The 14,645-nt window shown below is 68.5% G+C and carries 13 protein-coding genes; 3 read left to right on the top strand and 10 right to left on the bottom strand.

Features of this window, described 5'->3' with window-relative positions:
* Nucleotides 1-63: 63 nt before the first annotated feature.
* The 8 genes from E0H45_RS37450 to arfA form a co-directional block, all read right to left on the bottom strand.
* Complete coding sequence (locus tag E0H45_RS37450) at nt 64-1,476, bottom strand: maltokinase N-terminal cap-like domain-containing protein (protein ID WP_131346656.1); 1,413 nt, start codon at nt 1,474-1,476, stop codon at nt 64-66.
* Complete coding sequence (gene treS / locus E0H45_RS37455; protein WP_131346658.1) at nt 1,477-3,198, bottom strand: maltose alpha-D-glucosyltransferase; 1,722 nt, start codon at nt 3,196-3,198, stop codon at nt 1,477-1,479.
* 191 nt (nt 3,199-3,389) lie between these two features.
* Complete coding sequence (locus E0H45_RS37460) at nt 3,390-3,581, bottom strand: hypothetical protein (protein WP_131346660.1); 192 nt, start codon at nt 3,579-3,581, stop codon at nt 3,390-3,392.
* 79 nt (nt 3,582-3,660) lie between these two features.
* Nucleotides 3,661-4,023, bottom strand: a complete 363-nt coding sequence (locus tag E0H45_RS37465) for a type II toxin-antitoxin system HicA family toxin (protein WP_131346662.1) — start codon at nt 4,021-4,023, stop codon at nt 3,661-3,663.
* Nucleotides 4,023-4,235: a type II toxin-antitoxin system HicB family antitoxin gene (locus tag E0H45_RS37470; RefSeq protein ID WP_131346664.1), complete on the bottom strand. Its 213-nt coding sequence runs from the start codon at nt 4,233-4,235 to the stop codon at nt 4,023-4,025. The genes E0H45_RS37465 and E0H45_RS37470 overlap by 1 nt, the downstream gene beginning before the upstream one ends.
* Before the next feature lie 50 nt (nt 4,236-4,285).
* Nucleotides 4,286-4,501 carry a hypothetical protein gene (locus E0H45_RS37475; RefSeq protein WP_131346666.1) on the bottom strand — a complete coding sequence of 72 codons (216 nt, stop codon included), beginning with the start codon at nt 4,499-4,501 and terminating at the stop codon, nt 4,286-4,288.
* A gap of 14 nt (nt 4,502-4,515) precedes the next feature.
* Nucleotides 4,516-4,836: a sunset domain-containing protein gene (locus E0H45_RS42685; protein WP_165546738.1), complete on the bottom strand. Its 321-nt coding sequence runs from the start codon at nt 4,834-4,836 to the stop codon at nt 4,516-4,518.
* Nucleotides 4,837-5,280: 444 nt separating this feature from the next.
* Nucleotides 5,281-6,384: a channel-forming protein ArfA/OmpATb gene (arfA, locus tag E0H45_RS37485; protein ID WP_238155618.1), complete on the bottom strand. Its 1,104-nt coding sequence runs from the start codon at nt 6,382-6,384 to the stop codon at nt 5,281-5,283.
* A gap of 231 nt (nt 6,385-6,615) precedes the next feature.
* Here arfA and E0H45_RS37490 point away from each other — a divergent pair, with 231 nt between their 5' ends.
* Nucleotides 6,616-7,200 carry a winged helix-turn-helix domain-containing protein gene (locus tag E0H45_RS37490; protein ID WP_131346672.1) on the top strand — a complete coding sequence of 195 codons (585 nt, stop codon included), beginning with the start codon at nt 6,616-6,618 and terminating at the stop codon, nt 7,198-7,200.
* 27 nt (nt 7,201-7,227) lie between these two features.
* On the opposite strand, the gene E0H45_RS37495 is transcribed toward E0H45_RS37490, so the two are convergent.
* Nucleotides 7,228-7,914, bottom strand: a complete 687-nt coding sequence (locus tag E0H45_RS37495; RefSeq protein ID WP_165546739.1) for a type IV toxin-antitoxin system AbiEi family antitoxin domain-containing protein — start codon at nt 7,912-7,914, stop codon at nt 7,228-7,230.
* Nucleotides 7,915-8,092: 178 nt separating this feature from the next.
* Nucleotides 8,093-12,445, bottom strand: coding sequence for a S8 family serine peptidase (locus E0H45_RS37500; protein WP_238155619.1), 4,353 nt, complete (start codon nt 12,443-12,445; stop codon nt 8,093-8,095).
* 314 nt (nt 12,446-12,759) lie between these two features.
* Here E0H45_RS37500 and E0H45_RS37505 point away from each other — a divergent pair, with 314 nt between their 5' ends.
* Nucleotides 12,760-13,368 carry a winged helix-turn-helix domain-containing protein gene (locus tag E0H45_RS37505; RefSeq protein ID WP_131346678.1) on the top strand — a complete coding sequence of 203 codons (609 nt, stop codon included), beginning with the start codon at nt 12,760-12,762 and terminating at the stop codon, nt 13,366-13,368.
* A gap of 11 nt (nt 13,369-13,379) precedes the next feature.
* Nucleotides 13,380-14,543: a threonine synthase gene (locus tag E0H45_RS37510; protein ID WP_131346680.1), complete on the top strand. Its 1,164-nt coding sequence runs from the start codon at nt 13,380-13,382 to the stop codon at nt 14,541-14,543.
* Nucleotides 14,544-14,645: the final 102 nt, after the last annotated feature.

The raw sequence follows: 14,645 nt of genomic DNA on the forward strand, positions 1-14,645 counted from the left end.
CTCAACCGGGCAAAGCGTCGAAGCGGGTGGTGTAGCGGGGCACCTGGCCGAGATTTGCGGGTACTAATGTTCGGCCAACTGCGCGGCAGCCGACAGTGGGATCATGAGCCAGCTCGGGCGGTTGCGGGCTTCGTAGAGGGTTTCGTAGATGACCTTGTCCGCGAGGAACGCGTTCAGCAGCACGCTCTGCTCGCGTGGATCGCTGCCCGCCGCCTCGGCGTACCCGTCGCAGAAGGCCTGCTGGTTGCGGGTCACCCACTCCGCCGCGCGGTACGCGATCTGCTGGTCGCCCTGGTGATCGGCCAGCAGCGACCGGGCCGCGTAGTCGAACGAGCGCAGCATCCCGGCGATGTCCTTCACCTCGGTGTCCAGCGCCCGCCGCTCGACCAGTGATTTGGCCGGCTCGCCCTCGAAGTCGATCAGCTTCCAGCCGTCGATGGTCCGCAGCACCTGACCGAGATGGAAGTCGCCGTGGATCCGCTGCACCGTTACGGGCTGGTCGTACGCCGCCAGCGCGTCGAACGCCCGCGCCAGTCCGTCGGCGTACCGCGCGAGCTCCGGGATCGCAGCAGCGGCCTTGTCGAGCCGGCGACGCATCGCGTTCGCGTGCTCGACCAGCTTGGCCGGCTCCCAGATGTCGGTGCCGAGCGCCTTCGCCAGCTCGGAGTGCACCTGCGCCGTGCTCGCGCCGAGCCGGTGCGACTCGGCGGCGAAGTCACCGCCGACCTCCTCGGCGTGCAGGTCGGCCTCGGCGTACAGGTCCCGCACCGACGAGGTCGCGAACGTCCAGCCGTCGGTCGCGTTCTTCTGGAACGCCGTCATCATCGCCAGCTCGCCGCTGTCGGTGCCGCCGCCCGCGCGCGGCCACCGACCACGCGCGGACCCCAGCACCTCCGGGACCAGTTCGGACCCGGCCTCGGTGAGCGCCGACTCGATCTCGACCCCGGGGTTGCTCCCGGGCTCGAGCCGGCGGAACACCTTCAACAGTGCGACGTCGCTGAACACCAGCGACGTATTGCTCTGCTCGACCGTGAGGACCAGCGACTGCGCGTCCTCCGGTACCTCGATCGAGCCTTCCGGAGCCTGGACGGGATGGAACTCCAGCCCGTCCAGATTCCGTCCGTGCGTGAGCCCGTCCAGCCAGTACGGCGTCGCTTCCTTGTCGTGCAGAGCGTCGTACACCCAGACCTCGGTGTCGCCGAGGTCCGGTTCGGTCCACTCACCGACCAGCGCGTGGCCGAGGTTCTCGACCGGTGCGCGGTGGTAGCTGAGCGGTAGCTGGTACACCCGGATCGGGGATTCCGCCCCGGGTGGCCCCGCACAGTAGACGAACCCGATCCGGACCGCCGGCCAGGCGTCCGCGTCGGACAGCCACGTCGAGGTGGCCACCGCTTCGACGTGAACGTCGTGTCCCTTCTCGCCGAACCACCTCTGGCTCGCGCAGAAGGACTGGACCTGGTCCAGATGGGAAGTCACTTAAATGCTCTCCTCGTGGTCTTCCGGCCTCGCCACCGGCAGCCGGAACCAGTAGAAACCGTGCGCGCCGAGGGTCAGAAGGTAGGGCAACTCACCGATGGTGGGGAAGTGCACGCCGCCGAGCAGTTCGATCGGCTCCACGCCCTGCCACTGCCGCAGGTCCAGCTCGATCGGCTGCGGGAACCTCGACAGGTTGTTCACGCACAGCACCATGTCGTCGCCGAACTCCCGGACGTACGACAGCACGCTCGGGTTGGAGCCGCCCAGGTCGGTGAAGGTGCCCATACCGAACGACGGATGCTGCTTACGGGTCTGGATCATCCGCCGGGTCCAGTGCAGCAGCGACGAGGCGTTCTCCATCTCGGCCTCGACGTTCACCGCCTGGAAACCGTAGACCGGGTCCATGATCACCGGCAGGCTGAGCTTGCCCGGTGTCGCGGTCGAGAACGAGGCGTTGCGGTCCGGGGACCACTGCATCGGGGTCCGGACGCCGTCCCGGTCGCCCAGCCAGATGTTGTCGCCCATACCGATCTCGTCGCCGTAGTACAGGATCGGGGAGCCGGGCAGGCTGAGCAGCAGCGCCGTGAACAACTCCATCTTGTTGGTGTCGTTGTCCAGCAGCGGAGCGAGCCGGCGGCGGATGCCGATGTTGGCCTTCATCCGCGGGTCCTGCGCGTACTCGCCCCACATGTAGTCGCGCTCTTCGTCGCTGACCATCTCGAGGGTGAGCTCGTCGTGGTTGCGCAGGAATATGCCCCACTGGCAGGTGCCCGGGATCTCCGGCGTCTGGGCCAGGATCTCGGAGATCGGGAACCGCGACTCCCGCCGGACGCCCATGAAGATCCGCGGCATCACCGGGAAGTGGAACGCCATCTGGCACTCGTCGCCGCCGGAGTCCCGGTCGCCGAAGTACTCGACCACGTCGGCCGGCCACTGGTTCGCCTCGCAGAGCAGGACGCGGTCCTCGTAGTTCGCGTCCACCTCCTTGCGGACCCGCTTCAGGAACTCGTGGGTACGCGGGAGGTTCTCGCAGTTCGTGCCGTCGACCTCGAACAGGTACGGCACGGCGTCCAGCCGGAAACCGTCGACGCCCAGGTCCAGCCAGAACTTCAGCGCCTCGATCATCGCGTCGCCGACGGCCGGGTTCTCGAAGTTCAGGTCCGGCTGGTTCGAGTAGAACCGGTGCCAGAAGTACTGGCCGCGCACCGGGTCCCAGGTCCAGTTCGAGGACTCGGTGTCGACGAAGATGATGCGCGCGTCGGCGTACTTCTCGTCGGTGTCGGACCACACGTAGAAGTCGCCGTACGGACCCTCGGGGTCCTCCCGCGACGCCTGGAACCAGGGGTGCTGGTCCGAGGTGTGGTTCATCACGAAGTCGACGATCACCCGGATGCCGCGGGCGTGCGCCTGCTGCAGGAACTCCGCGAAGTCGGCGACCGTGCCGATCTCCGGCATCACCTCGGTGTAGTGCGAGATGTCGTAGCCGCCGTCGCGCAGCGGCGACGGGTAGAAGGGAGGTAACCAGAGGCAGTCGACGCCGAGCCACTCGAGATAGTCGAGTTTCTCGGTCAGGCCTTGCAGGTCGCCGATGCCGTCGGCGTTCGAGTCCTTGAAGGACCGCACGAGGACCTCGTAGAAGACGGCCCGCTTGAACCACAGCGGGTCACTCTTCGTCAGTCCGTGGTGCTGCTCCGGCAGCATGTCGGTCACGCTCACCTCCATCAGGTGTCTCCAAACCTAGGATCCCGTACCCCGTTCGGGCGCACCTAAAAGGGGAGGGCAGTGCGAAAAGCCCGGACAACTCCCGGGGGTACAGCGGTGATGTGGTGACGCCGTCGGCCGGACGGGTCCGCAAGGCGTTCCGCACAGTCTGGCGGCCCTTTGCCAGTACAAGCAAATAGGCTCGCTCGCACTCAGCGGCGACGGCCCTCGTTCTGCCGTTCGGACGAGGGCGGCTTGCCCCGCCCACCCCGCCCGCGCCAGGCCCGCGGCCGCCGGCGAACGGCGCCACGCGCGTCCGCCACGCCTTCACGCGGGTCGGTGGTCTGCTCGTCCGGAGTGATGATCCGGTCCGGCTCGAGGGGTTCCGACGACTCCGATTCCATCGGCCTCTCCCAGTGCTCAGAGATGGCCCGGCCGACCCCGGGGGCCGGCCGGACAGGTTATCTGCGTCTCGATATCTGCTTATCTGCCGTCTAGGCCGGAGGCGCCGCGGGCCGCGCTCTTGCCGGCCTGCTGATTCGGCGTGGCGGCCGGCTGGTTCTGCGTGCCGGACCCGCCTACCTGGGCGCTGCCAGGACGCGCGACGCCGTCGTTCGCGAGCCGCTTCACCTGATCGGCGTCCGGCACGGCCCTCGGCTTGGACTTCTTGAGGCCGGCCTGCTTCATGATGCTGCTCCAGGTACCGGTCTTGATTTCTTTGTGCTTCGGCACGGTGACCGTCTTGCCGCTGGAGTTCTTGTACGTGATGTGGCTGCCGTTCTGCCTGGACGGCGTGTAGCCGGCGTCCTTGAGGTCCTTGTCCGCGTCGCGGAACTTCTTCGGCATTACGGAACCTCGACCGTCACGACGAGCTGCTCGGGAACACCGACCTCTTCGGCCAGCAACTGGAGCGCCGACTTGAGATCTTCGATGGCCTCCTCGCGGGTCTCACCCTCACCGTTGGCGAACGCGTCCGGCGTCAGCGCCGCCGACGCGGTCCAGCCGCCGTCTTCAGTGTCCTCGGCGATAACGAAAGGAACTGTGATGTCACGCTGCACTACGCCTCCTGGTTACTCAGTGTTGTCGAGATCGTAGAACCGGGGCGGGGTCAGTTCTCCGGGACGTCCACGTCCACGACGAGTTGTTCGGGGGCGCCGGAATCGGCCACCACGCGGGCGATCTGGACGCGGAGGTCGTCGAGGGACGCCTCGCGGGTCTCGCCCTCGCCGGAGACGAAGATGTCCGGGGTGAGCGCCGCCTCGGCGATCCAGGTGCCGTCCTCGTCCTGGCCGACGATGAAGGGAAGGTGGAGCTGGCGTCGCACGGTCTCTCCCGGGGTCAGTCGCGCGGGTCCGCGGCCTTGCGCGGACGACGGGTGTACTTGGTGAAGCCGGCTCGCTCGGCGTCGGCCTCGGTGCGGAACCAGACCTCCGGCTTGGTGCGGCCGTAGTACGGCGAATCGGGCGTGTGGAACAGCATCGACTGCGCGTTCCCCTTGATCGTGAACCCGTCCGGCGGCCCCTGATGCGGCACCGCGTCGGCCGACCCCTCGCCGTACCGTCCTGCCCGTACGTCGGCGGGCGCTTCCGGAGCCGTGTCAGCGGTCGGCTGGATGTGGTCGAACAGCGTCGCCTCCCCATCCATCAACTGCGAGAACACCGGCCGCCCAACCTCCCCACCCGAATCCGCGGGAGCTTCCGGAGCGGGTGCCACGGGTGGTGGAGGAGCCGCGGATGCCGCGGGTGGTGGGGTAGGCGCCGGAGCGGGGTCGGGCTCGGCTGGTGCGGGTGCTGGGGGAGCGGGGGAGGCCGTGGGTTTGGGCGCGGTGGTGGTGCCGGCAACGGGCTCGGGTGGGGTCGGCTGTGGGGCGGGGGTGGGGAGTGCGGGGGGGGGGCGGCGGCGGTCCAGGAGGCGCCAGGTGATGGCTGCGCCGACCAAGAACGCGAGGAGGGAGCCCAGCCAGTTGTCGCGTAGCAGCCAGCTCATCAGCGCGCCCCTCCGGCCGAGTGGCGGACGAGTCTGTGCACCAGCCAGGCGGCCGCGCTGCCCAGCACGAACGCGACCAGCAGCAGAATCCAGGTCTCGGCGATCAGCCAGCTCATTTCAATTCCCCTGCACTACTCGGATCTCGGCGCGGCGGTTCGCGACCCGCCCGGCGCCGGTGGCGTTGGATGCGATCGGGAACGCCTCGCCGTACCCGTGCGCGAGGATGCGGTCCGCGCCGACCCCGAGCCGCACCAGTTCGGCCTTCAGCGCGGCGGCCCGGCGCTCGGACAGCGGCAGGCTGGTCGCGGGCGAGCCGAGGTCGTCGGTGTGACCGGCCACCTCGACGCGCACCGTCGTACACGACTTGAGGACGGCGGCGGCCTTCAGCACGGCCGGCTTCGACGCGTCGTTCACGATCGACGTACCGGACAGGAAGTTGATCGGGTACTGCCGGCTGAACTGGGCCAGCCGGCTCGGGAAGGTACGGCACGGCTCGCTGACCGCGCTCTTCGGCGGCGCCGGGAGCGTCAGTTCGTCCGCGATCACCGCGCCCGGAACGGCTGTCGCGGCGGCCCGGCCGATCGTCGCCTTGGTCGCCTGGTCCGGTACCTGACCGGACAGCGTCACGGTCTCCCCGTCGTACCGCACCGAGGCGTCACCACCGCCGATCGCCAGTGCCCGCAACAGCGCGGACACCGTCGACGCCTCGGCGAGCCCGTTCGCGGCGTCGATCGTCGTGCGGTCGTCGTACTCACGGCCCTCGCCGAGCACCTGCTCGACCTCAGCCGCGATCGCGTCCTTGACCGCCTGGCTCCGCACCGGCGCCTGGACCCGGATCGACCGGTCCGTCCGCCCGACCTCGAACGCCGGTACGTCGGACTGCGCCGGCGTACTGCTGCTGGTCGGAGCAGGTGTCGGCGTTGCGCCGGCCGCCTGCCCGTTCACGAGCTCGACGGACCGTACGCCGTCGACGCCGGAGACAATGTCCCGGACCACCGCCGGGTCCACTCCGGACGGCACGCTGACGCGCGCGTTCCGGCCGTCGAAGTCGACGCTGCCGGTCTCGATACCGCGGGCCTTCAGTGCGGCTGTCGTGCGTTCGCGGAGGTCGTCTTCGGTAGTGCCGGCCCTGGCGGGAATCAGCACAGCCGTCAGCAGTACAGGGACTGCGAGGGCCGCGAGCAACCAGATGACGAGCGGCCGTCGAACGAGACCGGGCACTGTTCCTCCGTGGATGCGGTCAGAGTGACCGTGCGGCAGGAGACTACTCCGCCTGGCGGGCCGATCGCACACCTGTCCGGGGAGCGTCGCGAGGTTTTGCCAAGGTTTGCCTGTCCTGTCTCGGACAGGACGCATATGTGCCAGCCCGCTGCGCCCCGAATCACTTGACTTAGTTCGCGCCGTAAACCGTACTTAGGTCCTGCCGGTTCGACTGGGAGGGGCGAGCTTGTGATGCCGATCGAGAGGCCGTCCGATTCGTCATTGATCATCGGCGTGGCCGCGTCCACGGCCGAACGAGTACACCTGGCCCGCCTGCTGGGCGGCGCCGACGCGCTGCTGCTGGTCTCGAACGCCGACCAGGCGCGCGCCTTCCTGGAGCTCACGGGAGTCACGGTCGCGCCGAGCGCGGCAATCAGTGCAGCAGGCGGCGTACCGGCTGTGCCGACTGGGCTGCCTGTGCCGGCTGGGCCGACCGTCGCGGCGGCCGTGGAGCGCCGGATGCAGGCGGTGCGTGAACCCGAGCCGGTCGCCGAGCTACGCCTGGACGTCGACCGCCGGGTGGTCCGGTGGAAGGACCGCGAGATGCCGCTGACCCGGCTGGAGCACGACTTCCTGCACTGCCTGGTCGCCGAACCCGGCCGGGTGTGGACGTACCAGCGCCTGCACCACGCGGTCTGGGGCAACGAGCACCTCGGCCACGGTTCGCACATCCACTCGGTCGTCAAACGCCTCCGCCAAAAACTCACCAACCTCGGCGCCACGGTAACCATCCACGCCGTCCGCGGCGTCGGCTTCCACCTCCTCCCCACCACCTAGCCGGCGTGCGGTGGGGAATCCAGCAGGTCAATCCAGGTTCGCTGCATTCCCCAACCCGATCGGGCACTCGGGGCCGCACGCGGTGGGGAGGCCTGGCCAGCTCCGCGCGCGGAGGACCGTGGCGACCTGGACCGCGGCACCGCAGGGATCACTCACGATCTGGACGAGGAGGCCGTGCCCGGGGAGTTGCTGCATCCGGGCCAACTCGGCGAGCAGACGTTGTGGCGTCGTACGGCGCTGACGGCACGCGTCGAGTACGAGCGCCGCCGCATCGTCCGGGCGGGCCCGTCGACTCGCGACGGTCAGGACAGCGACTTCGAGCCGGACCATCGGCGGCTCCCGCGATTCGAGCACGCGATGAGCGAAGTCGCGAGTCCGGGTGATGGCTACGCCGGCTTCAGCGCGCAACCTACGCCGGTGCGGTATCTCCAGCCGGATCACATCACTCTCACCTCGATAGATGCCGTACTGCCGAAGCGCTGTCTCATCGGCGAGTGCTGCCTCCGGCCCGTATGCCAGCCATGCAGCCCACAGCCGCGTCTCCCAGGGCACCGGACCGGAGAAATGCACGTATGCCCCGCGGTAGAGCCGCTGAATACGTCCCGCCCGGCACCTGGCCGCGAGTGACCGGTCCGACATCCCCGCCGCGTTCGCCTGTGCCCGGCTGAACGCTCCTAGCTGCCGTCGCAAAACCTCTTCGAATTCCCGTTCCACCTCAAGAACATGCACCGATCCCCACGCCCAAACGCCCCCAACCTCGCTCCTGTGCATAAATCCAGGGGGTGGGGAGTGCTACCTATCATCCCGGGTGCGGTGGATTCCGCACTCCTTCCGCAAACAGGGCTCGGCCCCCGGACCACAGGGGTCCGGGGGCCGAGTTTCTACTAGGTGCTTACTTGATCGACTTCAGGGCGAAGTCTTCGGTGACGGGGGTGCCGGCGACCAGCTTGGTGGTGCGGGTCTGGGGCTTGTAGCCGTCCTTCGCGGCGATCAGGGTGAGCGGGTTGTTGCGACGGTCGAGCCAGTAGGCGTACTTACCGTCCTTGTCGGTGATGAAGGTGTAGGACTGGGCCCACGAGTCCACCTGCACGATCGCGCCCGGGAGGGCAGCGGAGGCGCCGGACGAGCTGACGCCCGTGACGGTGCCCTGCAGCTTGCTCCAGGTGGTGGGCGGGGTGACGTTCATCGTCACGCCGACCGGAGCGACCGTGTAGGGGGTGTTCTCGCCGATCGTCACGGCACCGCTGTAGGTACCGGGCTGGTCGACGCTCGCGGAGAGCGTGACCTTGACGGTCGTCGACTGTCCCGGGGCCAGGGTGGCCTCGGTCTGGTCGATGGACAGCCAGCTCACGTCCGCCGACGACTCGGAGCAGTCCTCGAGACCCGGCAGGGCCTCACTGTCCACGGTCGCGTTGAAGCTGCCGGACGAACCACCGATCTTGTAGAAGCCACACGCCGCACCACCGCGGTACCGCGGCAGGTTGGCGTTCGGCAGTGCGGTCCAGCTCTCGGACGACGGGTCGTACGAGAACCCAGCGTTGGTGACCGCACCGGCCTGGACACCGCCGACGATCAGCAGCTTCCCGCCCGCGACGGCGTACGACGCCGCCCAGTGGTCAGCCGGAGCGTCCGCGATCGCGGTCCAGGAGTCGGCTCCCGGGTCGTAGACGTACGCCGCCTTGAGCGAGTTCGTGCCGTCGTTACCACCGGCGCAGTACAACTTGCCGTCGATGGCACCGCAGGACGCGAACGCGACCGACTGCGGGTAGTTCGCCAGCGTCTCCCAGGCGTTCGCCGCGGCGTCGTAGCGGACGACCGTGTTGCTCATCGGCAGACAGCTGGAGGTGGTGCACCCGCCGACGGCGTACAGCTTGCCGTCGAGCACGGCCTGACCGGCTGCGGCCCGCGGGGCCGGGTTGGCGGCCAGTGCGGTCCAGGCGTTGGCGGCCGGGTCGTAGGACCAGGTCTCCGGCGCCGGGCCGGATGCTCCCCAGCCGGAGCTGGCGATGATCTTGCCGCCGATCACACCGACGCTGATGGCGTTGCGAGCACCCGGCAGCGGGGCGATCGCGGTCCAGGCGAGGGTCGCCGGGTCGTACACGTAGCTGTTGGCGGTCGACGCACTACCGTTGCCACCGGCAATCGAGTACGTCTTGCCCTCCAGGCTGACCACCCGGTTGTCCATCACGGACGCCGGGTAGTCGGCGATGTCGGCCCACGGAGCCGCCATCGGCTTCGCGGCGGCCGGCGCTGCGCCGGTCTTGCCGGTCAGCATCCGGGCGAACGAGGTGTCCACGGCGAGCCGCTGCAGCGGGGCGCCGGGCCCGTTCTCCACCTGGGCCTTGGTCGTCGTGGAGCCGTTCGCGTTCTGCAGGACGAAACCGCCGTCCTTCTCACCGAACTTCACGTCGACGTCCGCGCCGCCGGTGTTCGTGACCTTGAACGACTTGGTCACCTTGCCGGTCGGCAGCTTCAGGTTGCCGGTGACAGTGCCCGGCGTGACGGCCAGCTGGCCGGCCTTCAGCGTGTAGTCGGCCGTGGTCGTCCAGTCCGCCTCGACCCCGACGGTCGCGGTCGAGCTGACGTAGTTGCCGGCCTTGGCGGTGAAGCCCTGGTTGCCGTCAGCGGACGAGTACAGCCAGTAGAAGCCGTCGTTGAGACCGGTGTCCTCGGGCGTCGCCACGGTAGTCGCGGACTCGCTGCTGCCGTCACGGGTGACGACGGCGCCGTTCACGAAGCCGCTGGTGTTGGCGTCCTTGACGTTGCCGACGACGATGCCGCCGCCGGTCGCCACACAGCTGATCTGGCTGCCGACGAGGACGTTGTCGACCTCCCACCACCATTCGTACGACGCGTTGTAGTAGTGGAACCGCACCTGGACCGCGGACTTGCCGGCCGCCTGCGGGATCGCGATCTCCTTGACGCCGCGGGCGTCGGTGCCCTGCGTGAGCACGTTGCTCCAGGTGGCACCGCCGTCGATCGACAGGTCGATGTCGGCCTTCTCGCCGCCGAGGTAGTTCAGGTCCTGGTTGAACCGGATCACCGGAGCGGTGACCGCGGTCAGGTCCACGACCGGGCTGACCAGCGACGTGTCCTGCGACCCGCCACCGCCGTACTTGTCACTGTCCACGATCGCGAACTTGCCGCTGCCGCCGGCCAGGTTGCTCCGGTTGCCCGGGTCGTCGAACTTCCAGACCTGACCGTTGCCCTTGTTGTCGACGACGGTCCAGCCGCTCGGCGCGGCACCGGAGTCGAAGGTCTCGTAGACGCCGTCCGAGCCCCACTTGTAACCGGGCGCGGTGCTGCACGAGGTGCCGTCGGCCGGTACGGCGATGTTCTGCGTCAGGTTGCCGGTGCCGACCGTGATCGGCTGGCTGACGGCCTGGTAACCCGGGTACTTCGACTCGACCTTGAGCGAGTACGCCGCACCGGACGGGACCTTCAGGCTGTAGCGACCGTTGCTCGGCGTCGTGTAGTCGAACACGCCACCCGGGCCCTCGACCGTCACCTTCGCGTACAGCGGCCAGCCGTGGCCGGAGCCGTCCGTGACGGTGCCGCCGACGCTCACCTGCGGAGTGCTCACCAGAGCGAAGTCCTTGGTGGTGGTCTGACCGGTGGTGATGGTCGCGGTGGCGGTCTGCGTCGCGTAACCGAACGACGCGACCGTCAGGCTGTAGTCGCCGGCCGGCAGCACGGACGAGAACGCGCCGTTGCTGCTGGTGGTCAGCGTCTTGTCCGGCTGGCCTTCCGCCTTCACCGTCACGCTGGCGCCGGCGAGAGCGGCTCCACCGGTGGCGGCGGTGACGGTGCCGGAGAGCGTGCCGGTGTCGCCGATCGGCGCCGCGTTCAGGAGCGCCAGCGCGTCCAGGCGGCCCTGACCGAAGACGTTGTTGTTCGCGTCGGTACCGCCGCACTGGCTGTTCGGCGTGTCGATCGCGGTCGAGTCCAGCAGCGCCCTCGTGGCGGCGACGTCACCCTTGAGGGACGGCGAGGCCGACCACAACAGGGCCACGACGGCCGTCAGGTGCGGTGTCGCCATCGACGTACCGTTGAATGCGCCGTACGTGTTGCCCGGCAGGCTGGAGCGGACGTTGACACCCGGAGCCGAGATGTTCGGCTTGATGGTGCCGCCCTGACCCACACCACGGCCGGAGAACGACGCGATGTTGTTGTTGATGTCGTAGGCGCCGGCCGAGTAGTTGCTCGTCAGGCTGCCCGGTGAGCCGGATGTGTTGCAGCCGCCCTCACCGCTGTTGCCGTTGGCGAACGTCCCGAAGATCCCGGACGCGGTCCAGGCCAGGGTGATGTCCTCCATGAACGGATCGTTCGACGGCAGTTGCGAGCCCCACGAGTTGTTGATGACGTTCGGCCGCTTGCTCGCGTCCGGGTTCTGCCCGGCGAGGTCGGTCGGCTCGAGCATCCACTGGCCGGACGTGATCAGCGCGGCGTCGCTCGGGCAGCAGCCGTTCGCGGCGATCCACTTCACGCCCGGGGCGACACCGATCTGGTTGCCCGCGCCGTCGTCGCCGGCCATGGTGCCCATCGTGTGGGTGCCGTGGCCGTTGCCGTCGGCCGGCGCGTTCGGCGAGGTGCCGGCCGCGTCGAACCAGTTGTAGTTGTGGTTGAAGGTGCCGTCACCGTTGTTGCCGCGGTACTGGTTCACCAGCGCCGGGTGGTCGTACTGCACACCGGTGTCGATGCTGGCGACGACGATCCCCTCGCCCTTGTCGCCGTACTGCGACCAGACCTGGTTCGCCTTGACGTTGGCGACACCCCACTCGACGGCCTGGATCGCCTTCTCCTGCTGGCCCGGCGTGACCTTCGGTACCTCGATCTGGACGGGCGCGTAGAGGCCCTCGACCTCGGTGTGGCCGGCCAGGTTCTGGGCGAGTTCGAGCGAGCCGCTCTCGATGCGGATCGCGTTCGTACCCCAGAAGGACTGGTACTTCACGTGCTGCGCGTCCAGCTCGGCGCGGATCTTCGCCTGGCTGTCCGCGGCGGCCTTCTTCAGCGCGGCGGCCACTGCGGTGCCGCGTTCGTTCCAGTTGGTGATCTTGCCGGCGGCGGTCAGATCGGCCTTGGCCGCGAACCGGACCCAGTAGTCCGTCGCGGACTTGGCATCCTTGCCGTCCAGCTTCTCCAGCAGTTCTGGCTTGATCTTGGAGGCTGGTGTGGCCTCCGGCTTGGTGGGCGATGAAGCCTGGGCCTGGCCGGCGGCGGCCAGGCTGGTTGCGACGACTGCCACCGTCGCGAGGGCACCCACCAGTGATCTGGCGAGTCCCTTTCGTTGATGTGACATCTCTGCAGCCCCTCACTTGAAACGACCCCGAGTCGACTCCCCCGAGTCATTTGCTGCAGGAGGGCATACGAACGTTGTGTACCCCCCAGGTCGCGGCATGTGACACCGCAAGCCTGACGTGGACCTTATGTGTCAGAACAACGTGGTAACAAGCACGCCTGGTGAGCAACTTGTGACTAGCTGTCGCGCCGATCGAAGCAACCTGGGCAAACGTTGGCATTCCGTTGACGATCCGAGGCAGATGTTGACATCGTGATCAGATGGTCACCGCCCGTGTCCCCGCCCCAGCGGACGTCGATCTGACCACCACCAGATCCGAACCGTTCCCACTGCTCATCGCGGTCGCGGCCTCGCCCGAGCAGCGCGTCCGGCTGGCCGAGCTCGTCGACGACGTCGCGCCGCTGCTCCTGGTCTCCAGCCTCGACGAACTGCGCAGACTGCTGGTTCCTGCTCAGCAACCACCACCCGCCGCACCTGGGCAGCCCGAGCCGCCGGAGCCCGATGCGGTCGATGCCACCGCCGTCCGCGCAACCGGCGGGGACCCCGAGGCCGACGTACTCACCATCGATCGGGGGCGCTCGGTCGCGCGCTGGCGTGGTAGCGAGATCCAGCTGACCGACCTCGAACAGGAGCTGCTCAGCCGGCTGATGTCCGCGCCGCTGCGGGTCTGGTCGTACGACGCCCTGCACCACACCGTGTGGCGGGACCGGAACATCCGCGGCACCGCCGACGTGCACTCGGTAGTGAAGCGCCTGCGCCGCAAGCTCGACGACCTCGGTACGACGGTCACGATCGACGCCGTCCGCGGCATCGGGTTCCGGCTCACCGATCACCAGCGCCCGATGATCACCGATCTGCGCGCGGGGTAGTTTCTGTTGTCGTGACCTTCTCCGCGCTGAGTCATCTCGAGTGTCCTCGTTGTGGCGTCACCCATGACGCCGATCAGATCATCGGCCTGTGCCCGTGCGGATCGCCGCTGCTCGCGCGGTACGACGTACCGGTAGTTCAGTCGGCACTGAAGAAGGCGGATCTCGCCGCTCGGCCGGCGGACCTGTGGCGGTATCACGAACTGCTGCCGGTGCGGTCGCCCGAGAACGTGGTGACGCTGGGGGAGGGGATGACGCCGCTCCTGCCGTTGCCGCGGTACGGCGCCGAACTCGGGGTGGATCGCCTGCTGATGAAGGACGAGGGGCTGATCCCGACCGGGACGTTCAAGGCCCGCGGCGCCGCCGTCGGTGTGTCCCGCGCGTACGAGGTCGGCGTCCGGAAGATCGCGATGCCGACGAACGGGAACGCCGGGTCGGCCTGGGCCGCGTACGCCGCGCGCGCCGGGATGGAGGCGTTGATCGCGATGCCGATCGCCGCGCCGGAGATCTGCCGGCGCGAGGTGATCGCGGTCGGTGCGCGGCTGCAGTTGATCGACGGGCTGATCGGCGACGCGGCGGCGTACATCCGGGAGCAGTCCGGGTACTTCGACGCGTCGACGCTGAAGGAGCCGTACCGGATCGAGGGCAAGAAGACGATGGGCCTGGAGATCGCGGAACAACTCGGCTGGCAGTTGCCGGACGTGATCGTCTACCCGACCGGTGGCGGCGTCGGCATCATCGGCATCTGGAAGGCGCTGAACGAACTCCGCGACCTCGGCTGGATCGACGGGCCGCTACCGCGCCTCGTCGCCGTCCAGTCGACCGGCTGCGCACCGATCGTCCGCGCCTGGGAGAAGGGCCTCCCCGAAAGTGAGCCGTGGGTAGACGCCAAGACGGTTGCCTTCGGCATCACTGTCCCGAAGGCCCTCGGCGATTTCCTTGTACTACAGGCGATCGCCGAGACCGGCGGCTGCGCGATCGCGGTCGACGACGAGGACATCCTGGCCGAACAACATCGCGTCGCCCAACTCGAGGGCACCTTCATCTGCCCCGAAGGCGCCGCCAACTTCGCCGCAATCCGCACCCTACGCGAATCCAACTGGATCCAGGCCAACGACCAGGTAGTAGCCCTGAACACCGGCGCCGGCCTCAAATACCCAGAAACAGTCCCGCTCTAGCAAAGGATCCAGCCCGAACTGCACACGATCGGCTGGCTGGGGCGGGCGTATGTTGGTGGCCGTTCGTGGTGGGTGGTGGCGGGCCGCGGTGGGTGGAGACAG

The sequence above is a fragment of the Kribbella soli genome, assembly GCF_004331345.1.
Classification (GTDB): domain Bacteria; phylum Actinomycetota; class Actinomycetes; order Propionibacteriales; family Kribbellaceae; genus Kribbella; species Kribbella soli.

Coding starts and splice junctions, on each gene's coding strand:
- treS (WP_131346658.1), bottom strand. CDS start 3,198: ATGGAGGTGAGCGTGACCGACATGCTGCCGGAGCAGCACCACGGACTG.
- E0H45_RS37465 (WP_131346662.1), bottom strand. CDS start 4,023: ATGCCGAAGAAGTTCCGCGACGCGGACAAGGACCTCAAGGACGCCGGC.
- E0H45_RS37490 (WP_131346672.1), top strand. CDS start 6,616: ATGCCGATCGAGAGGCCGTCCGATTCGTCATTGATCATCGGCGTGGCC.
- E0H45_RS37505 (WP_131346678.1), top strand. CDS start 12,760: ATGGTCACCGCCCGTGTCCCCGCCCCAGCGGACGTCGATCTGACCACC.
- E0H45_RS37460 (WP_131346660.1), bottom strand. CDS start 3,581: ATGGAATCGGAGTCGTCGGAACCCCTCGAGCCGGACCGGATCATCACT.